The sequence below is a fragment of the Haloferax sp. s1 genome, from assembly GCF_058382125.1.
Window position 1 is genome coordinate 6,895 of sequence record NZ_JBZRPK010000664.1, and the last position, 6,279, is coordinate 13,173.

Annotated in this window: 8 protein-coding genes; 1 reads left to right on the top strand and 7 read right to left on the bottom strand. The window is 59.6% G+C overall.

Annotated features, from left to right (window positions below):
• The first annotated feature begins 114 nt into the window (after positions 1–114).
• Positions 115–381 (top strand): hypothetical protein, encoded by a 267-nt coding sequence (locus tag QT222_RS15805; RefSeq protein ID WP_491477708.1) that lies wholly within the window; start codon positions 115–117, stop codon positions 379–381.
• Positions 382–463: 82 nt separating this feature from the next.
• On the opposite strand, the gene QT222_RS15810 is transcribed toward QT222_RS15805, so the two are convergent.
• The 7 genes from QT222_RS15810 to QT222_RS15840 form a co-directional block, all read right to left on the bottom strand.
• A complete protein-coding gene (locus QT222_RS15810) occupies positions 464–913 on the bottom strand; it encodes a DUF8100 family protein (RefSeq protein ID WP_004056374.1) in 450 nt (149 codons plus the stop codon).
• A gap of 122 nt (positions 914–1,035) precedes the next feature.
• Entirely contained in the window at positions 1,036–1,857 is an 822-nt protein-coding gene (locus QT222_RS15815) for a DUF7847 domain-containing protein (protein ID WP_004056373.1), read from the bottom strand.
• Between the two features lie 93 nt (positions 1,858–1,950).
• Positions 1,951–2,334 carry a hypothetical protein gene (locus QT222_RS15820; RefSeq protein WP_004056372.1) on the bottom strand — a complete coding sequence of 128 codons (384 nt, stop codon included), beginning with the start codon at positions 2,332–2,334 and terminating at the stop codon, positions 1,951–1,953.
• A gap of 492 nt (positions 2,335–2,826) precedes the next feature.
• On the bottom strand, positions 2,827–3,525 hold the full coding sequence (gene bioD / locus QT222_RS15825; RefSeq protein WP_491477709.1) for a dethiobiotin synthase: 699 nt from the start codon (positions 3,523–3,525) through the stop codon (positions 2,827–2,829).
• A gap of 10 nt (positions 3,526–3,535) precedes the next feature.
• Positions 3,536–4,750, bottom strand: coding sequence for an aminotransferase class I/II-fold pyridoxal phosphate-dependent enzyme (locus QT222_RS15830; RefSeq protein WP_491477710.1), 1,215 nt, complete (start codon positions 4,748–4,750; stop codon positions 3,536–3,538).
• A gap of 4 nt (positions 4,751–4,754) precedes the next feature.
• Positions 4,755–5,816: a (S)-8-amino-7-oxononanoate synthase BioU gene (gene bioU, locus QT222_RS15835; RefSeq protein WP_004056369.1), complete on the bottom strand. Its 1,062-nt coding sequence runs from the start codon at positions 5,814–5,816 to the stop codon at positions 4,755–4,757.
• A gap of 1 nt (position 5,817) precedes the next feature.
• A partial coding sequence (locus QT222_RS15840) for a biotin synthase BioB (RefSeq protein WP_491477711.1) occupies positions 5,818–6,279 on the bottom strand: 462 nt, incomplete at its 5' end.

Consider the following 6,279-nt stretch of genomic DNA (forward strand, 5'->3'; position numbering starts at 1 on the left):
CCCCCGGGGGGGGGGGTTCTCCCCGGTGTGGCCCCGGGGGACAGGGGCGCCCGCCTTGGTGGCCGCCGGAGCGGCGGCGAGAAAAGGGGGGCCGCCCTGGGGGGTGTGCTCGCGATGAAGCCGCCCTCCCTCATTCTCGACGAGCCGACCGCCGGTCTCGACGGCGACGGCACTCGGGCGCTCGTCGAGTTGATTCGCGAACTCACGGCCGAAGGAATCTCCTTCGTCGTCTCGACGCACTACCCCGACTTCGCCGCCGCCGTCGGCGATTCGTTTACCCTTCTGAACGACGGTGAGATTGCCTGTCGAGCGTCGTCGTTCGGCGAGATTCCGGCCCGAGAGTACGGGCTTCGAAACTTCGATTCTGTCGTCGACCCGTAGCTAGCACCGCTCTCGCGCCACGGCTATATCCCCCAAATAGGCTTCCGTTCACAACTGCGACTCCGATTGGCTATCCGGCGTGTTATACGAGGGCCGCTTTGATTCGAGAGCCACCGAAGATACCGAGTAGGACGAGCGTTCGACTCAGCAAATAGGTGACTCCATATATGCCACTCGCCACTGGGTCGTAGAAGAAGATGAGACAATACAGTCCCAATATGAGAAGCACGTCGATTGCGCCATATACTATCGAGTTTGCTTTTTCCGCGGGAACGTCCACACGATGGGCGAGGCACAAAGCAACTCCGCCGAACACGATTCCGGGAACGACACCGACGAGAAACGAGACAGTCTTCGACGACGGTGGTGGCCCGAATGTAGGCGGATAAATCACACTCAGAAGGATGAATAGTAACACGAACTGGACGGCGATGAGTATCGTCCGAAAACAACCGATTAGAAGCGGTTTGGTATTGGTGTAGTCGAGTGATTCGACGGTCACTTTCTGTCGGAACGCCGCGAATAATCCCATACGAACGTATCAGAATGAAAATACAAAAACCAATCCATTCGCCGGGCCAATTGGTGGCCACGCTACTCTGGAGAGCGGGACAAAACAACGAATCGGAGTCCGGTACGAGACCGGGTTTCTCGTTAGGCGTTCATGGGCTGACCGCCGCGTCGGCCCGTTCGAATCTCTCGGTAGAACGCGACCGAGAAGACCGTGAGGATACTTCCAAGGACTGCTATTGCGAGCACGACTATCACGAGGTAGCCGCCCATTCCGAGGAGGAGCTCCTGCGTGAGCGGTTGGCTGTCGAGCGTCGGGGAGGGGGCGGGGAGCAACAGAGGTCCGGCGGCACCGATTGCGCCGCCCACTAGGCCGCCTCCGACGGCGGAAATCAACATATACCCGAACGTACTCAGGAGATGTTTCCGGACGAGCGCTGCACTCTGTTTGAGGCTATCGATTGCGCTGGCATCGTTGAGGACGATTTCTTGGGAGTAAAACTGGATGAAGAAGACGAACACGAAATACACGAGACCGATGACGAGACCGATAAGTCCCGCGATAATCAGTCCTGTGTGTTCTCCGACCGCCATTCCGACGCCGACTCCCATGATGACGATGATCCAGAGGACAATCCCGAGTGCCATGTTCACGCCGAAGACGACGAACATGGCTCCGAGTAAGGAGACGTAATTCTGCTTCCCGGCGCTGATAAACGTGCTCAGCGAGGTTGTTCCGCGGAGTGCCTCGTCGGCCATCTTGATGAGGCCGCCGTGGATGAACGGCATCCCGACGAGTATCCCGAGGAAGAACACACCCGATACTGCGAGACCGACGAGCGGGTTTATCTGCTGTGTGACGACTGTCACGGACTGTATGAGTCCGAAGAGTCCGAACAGTGCAACGATGAGTGGGTTCCGCGCGAGCGCGCTCGGCACGGATTGGAGGGCTTTTCCGACTGCCATGGGATAATCGACAGACTGGGCTGGGATAAGCTTAGTGGTGTCAGTAGGATACTATTCTCAGTTTGAGTACAAACGTGGAATTTGGCCTCGTCGTCACGAGGACTCGACCAGCGATTCTATCTCACCAATCAGCACCGCTGAGAGTGCCCCGAGCGTCGTACTCAAAACAGCCGACTCACTGAGTTCGAAAGCGACGGCGAGACCCGCTGCAATCACGATTATCGTGAAGAGGATACCAGCGGTCGTGCCCGCCGATAACCGCTCGAATCGGTTCCACACCCGCTGTGCGGGGGTCGTATATTTGAGCACGAGGGCGCCGAGCATCGTCGCAGTGAATCCGCCGAGAAACCACTCGTGCTCGAACCCACCGCTGGCGGAGTTCAGTTCGTACAGATTGTATGCGAGCAGTAACACGGTCCAGAACGCATTGCTCGTGACGAAGGACCATCGCGACGAGGTGGTTCGGGGGTTTGCCATCGTGTTCAGAGAATCGGTGTGTCCCGAGGGTAACTATGTCGGTTTAGTAACTAGTATTCGTCCGGTGTACCCCAGTAATTGGCTTATCCCCGACGCCAATATCGGCGCACTCGACCATTTTTAGATACCTCTAATCTAAAATATAGATAGATAGAATTAATAGGTTGGCGAAGACAGAATTGAATGCGTTCCGTCAGTATCGGAACGTTGGTTGCATCGATTTCCAGATGAGTTCCTGCAACACGGGGTGGTCGAGTTCGGACATTGTTTCATCCCCCTGTGTTACTACTTCCGGATGCGACGCAAGCCTGTAGTTCCAACTTCCAATCACGCATCCGGAGTATACCCGTCGAGAGTACCGACAGTCGAGAATATCGGCTATTAGAGCCTCTCTGCGTAGAACAGAAGATAGAGTGTGGGTGTGCAGTCGTGGAGAAGAGTTGGTGTGTAGTCGTGGACTACACTGAAGTTAGCCCTCTATTGTCCCGTGCGTCACTCGATTGGGTCTCGCTCGACTGAAGAGAGAACCTGCTCGACCGGAAGGTGTTCGCAGACGCCCGCCACCGCGTCTTCCGGTTTCGCTATCGAGAGCGGCGGCATCGTGTAGACCGGACATCCGGTCATCTCCTCGAGAACGCGCGGGTTGGTCCGTTCGGCGGCGGTTTCCCCTTCGAATTGGTTGAGGACGATTCCCGAAACAAACACGTCTCGCCGACGCAACGCCTCGACGGAGAGGGCGGTGTGATTCAGCGTTCCGAGACCGGACCGCGCGACAAGAATCGTCGGCACGTCCAACTCCGAAACCAAATCGACTACCTCCTTGCCATCAGCGAGTGGGACTCGAAGTCCGCCGATTCCCTCAATTACGCCCGGCCCATCTCGGTCGAGTGCGGCCGCACACGTCTCGAAAATCGCCGTGTAGTCGATTCGCTCGTCGGCAACGTCGGCCGCAATTTCTGGGGCAAGAGCTGGCTCGAGCCGCGGGCCGCAGGTCGCCGCCGCATCGGTCCCACACGCCGTTGCGACAAACTCGGCGTCGTCGTCCGGTGGATAGCCGGTTTGCGCCGGTTTGACCGCCTGTGCATCGTGGCCGGCGTTGCGAAGCCAGCCGACTAACCCGGCGGTGACGACCGTCTTCCCGGCACCGGTATCCGTTCCAACAACCGCGAAATCGTGCGTTATATTCGTCATTGGGTCCGTATCAGATGAGTTCGAGATTCGTTCCGACTGTTTCGAACGCCGTCAGACAGCGGTCGATATTTGCCTCCGTGTGGGTTGCCATCGGCGCGACTCGGATGCGACTCGTTCCGTCGGGGACGGTCGGCGGCCGAATCACGGGGGCAACGATACCCTGTTCCCGAAGGCGTTCATCGAGTGCGATTGCGTCTGCACGGTCGCCGACCAACACCGGAAGGACCTGTGTTTCCCCCAGAACGCGGTAGCCCATCGATTCGAGGCCGTCTCGGAGCGTCTCGACGTTCTCCCAGAGCGATTTCCGACACTCTCCGTCGCGAGCGATTCGCAAGGCTGCTTTGCTCGCGCCGACGGCAGGTGGTGCCAGTCCGGTCGAAAAGACGAACGACCGGGCTTCGTTGACGAGATACTCGATTAGCGTCTCGGACCCGGCGACGTAGCCGCCTTGACTCGCCAGCGCTTTCGAGAGCGTCCCGATTTGCACGTCGATTCGGTCGCTCAATCCCTCACGCTGGACGAGTCCACCGCCGTTCTCGTACAGGCCCGTTGCGTGGGCTTCGTCGACTAACACCCAAGCGCCGTACCGCTCCGCGAGGTCACAGATGGCCGCGAGGGGCGCGACATCACCGTCCATGCTGAACACCGTATCAGTCGCGATGAGCCACTGCTCGTCGTCAGCCGCGGTCTCCGCACGCGTATGCAGTTCCGTCGCAAGCGACTCCGCATCGCAGTGGTCGTAAACCACTGTTTCGGCATCCGAGAGCCGACAGCCGTCGATGATGCTCGCGTGATTGAGTTCGTCCGAGAAAATTACGTCGGGGTCGAGCGCGGCGATGGTTCCGACGTTCGCCGCGTAGCCCGACGAAAACAGCAACGTTCTGTCGGTGTGCTTGATAGCCGCGAGGTCGCCTTCGAGTTCCCGATGGAGCTCGGTATCTCCGGTGATGAGTCTACTCGCACCCGACCCGGTTCCGACGGCGTGGGCGGCCTCGGCCGCCGCCTGCTGAACCCGGGAATCGGTCGCTAACCCGAGGTAGTTGTTCGCCGCGAAGACGAGTTGCGATTCGCCGCCAATCCGGGTTCGGGCGCTCACGCCGGCGGCCGGCTCAAGTTCTCGCCGAAGACCGTGACGTTGTCGGGCCCCCAGTCTGCTTTCGAGGTCGAACCCGCGGTCTGGTTGCGGGGGAGAGCCCGACTGCGACTCCGTTGTGTCGGGGTCCATCGCTTCAGAACCCGGGCATCAGTTCTGCCGGACCGAACACGCCGTAGTCGCCGGCGCGGTTTCGTCGGACGGCGGATTTCAGGTAGCCCAGCGCAGGACCGTTGACGTTCGCGGCCATACTCGTCGCATCGTCGAGTTGGAAGGTGTTCGTCCCGCGTTTGCCATCGAAGGTTCGGCCGGTTACGCGAACCGTCGTCGTCGTCGGCTTTTCGTCCTTCCGAATGTCGAGAATTCCACCGACAGTCACGTCTTCGGCATCACAGATGCCTGCTCGTTCGAGAAGTACGTCGTCGGCGTGTTCCATGTCGTTGAATTCGAGGACGCCGTCGTGTTCCTCGATGACCGCCTCGATTTCCGATTCGTCCATCTCACGGGCGGTTTCGATGTCGTAGCCGTCGAGGTGGGCGATATCCTCGCGGACGGTGCCGCGGTTATCTTCGTAGCCGGATTTGAGACCGACACCCCACCAGATTTCGACTTCCTCGACTTCGACGAATGACTGGGCAGCGAGCGCCGCTGCACCGGTGAGCAGTCCGGGAGTCGCTCCGGCACCGCAGACGAACGTGATACCCGATTCGACGAGCGTCTCCTCGCGGTCGTCGAGCATGCCGATGACGCGAGAGCGTTTCAGCACGTCGATGAGGACGCCTTCGAATTCAGCTTCCGCGAAACGCTCTGCGATGCGCGGAATGAAGTCGTGTTCGAGGTTCGGCAGCGCGAGTAACACCGCATCGATTTCGTCGCTTTCCGCGATAATTTCGTCAATCGGTGTCTCGGTCGATGTTCCTTGCGCCGAGGCGACGATGCCAGCCCCGTCGCCGTGCTGTTTGACGGCCGCTCCGCCGTCTGTCACGCGCTTGTCTTCGGTATCGCCGGTCCCGTCGCCAGCGATGTTCCCCTCGGTCGCATCGAGGATTTCTTCGACGTCCAGACCGTCGTGGTTGACCGCAACACCGTGTCGGTCGCAGGCCGCAACCGGCGTCAACCCGTCCTTGTAGGTACTGACTTCGAGCGTTCGCCGACCGATACCGCCTGTTCCGAGTACTGCAAAGTTGATTTCGTCCATCTTAATCCTCTGTCACGTTTACGTTGGTTACTGCCGTCCCGGCGGCTGTTTCAACCGCCGAGTCGCTATCTGTACATCCGTCTTTGACCGTCTCCAGATCGAACTCGTTGGCCTCCATGTTTGGTTCGAGACCTGCGCGCTCGATGATTTCGAGGTCGTCCCCCGGCGACTGGCCTTCCGTGGTGAGGTAGTCGCCGGTGAGTATCCCGTCGGCCCCGGCTTCGAACGGGAGATGTTGCTCGTCCGGACTGAGGTTCACTTCGCGACCGCCAGTCAGTCGGACGCGGGCTTCTGGGTGGAGCATTCGGTAGACTGCGATGGTCTTGATAATCTCCTCAGTCGTGATTTCGGCCGACCCGTCGTCGCCGAGGGGCGTTCCAGCCACGGGATTCAAAATGTTGACTGGAAGCGAGGAGATGCCGATATCACGCAGGGCGAGTGCCGCGTCCACTCTGTCAGTGGG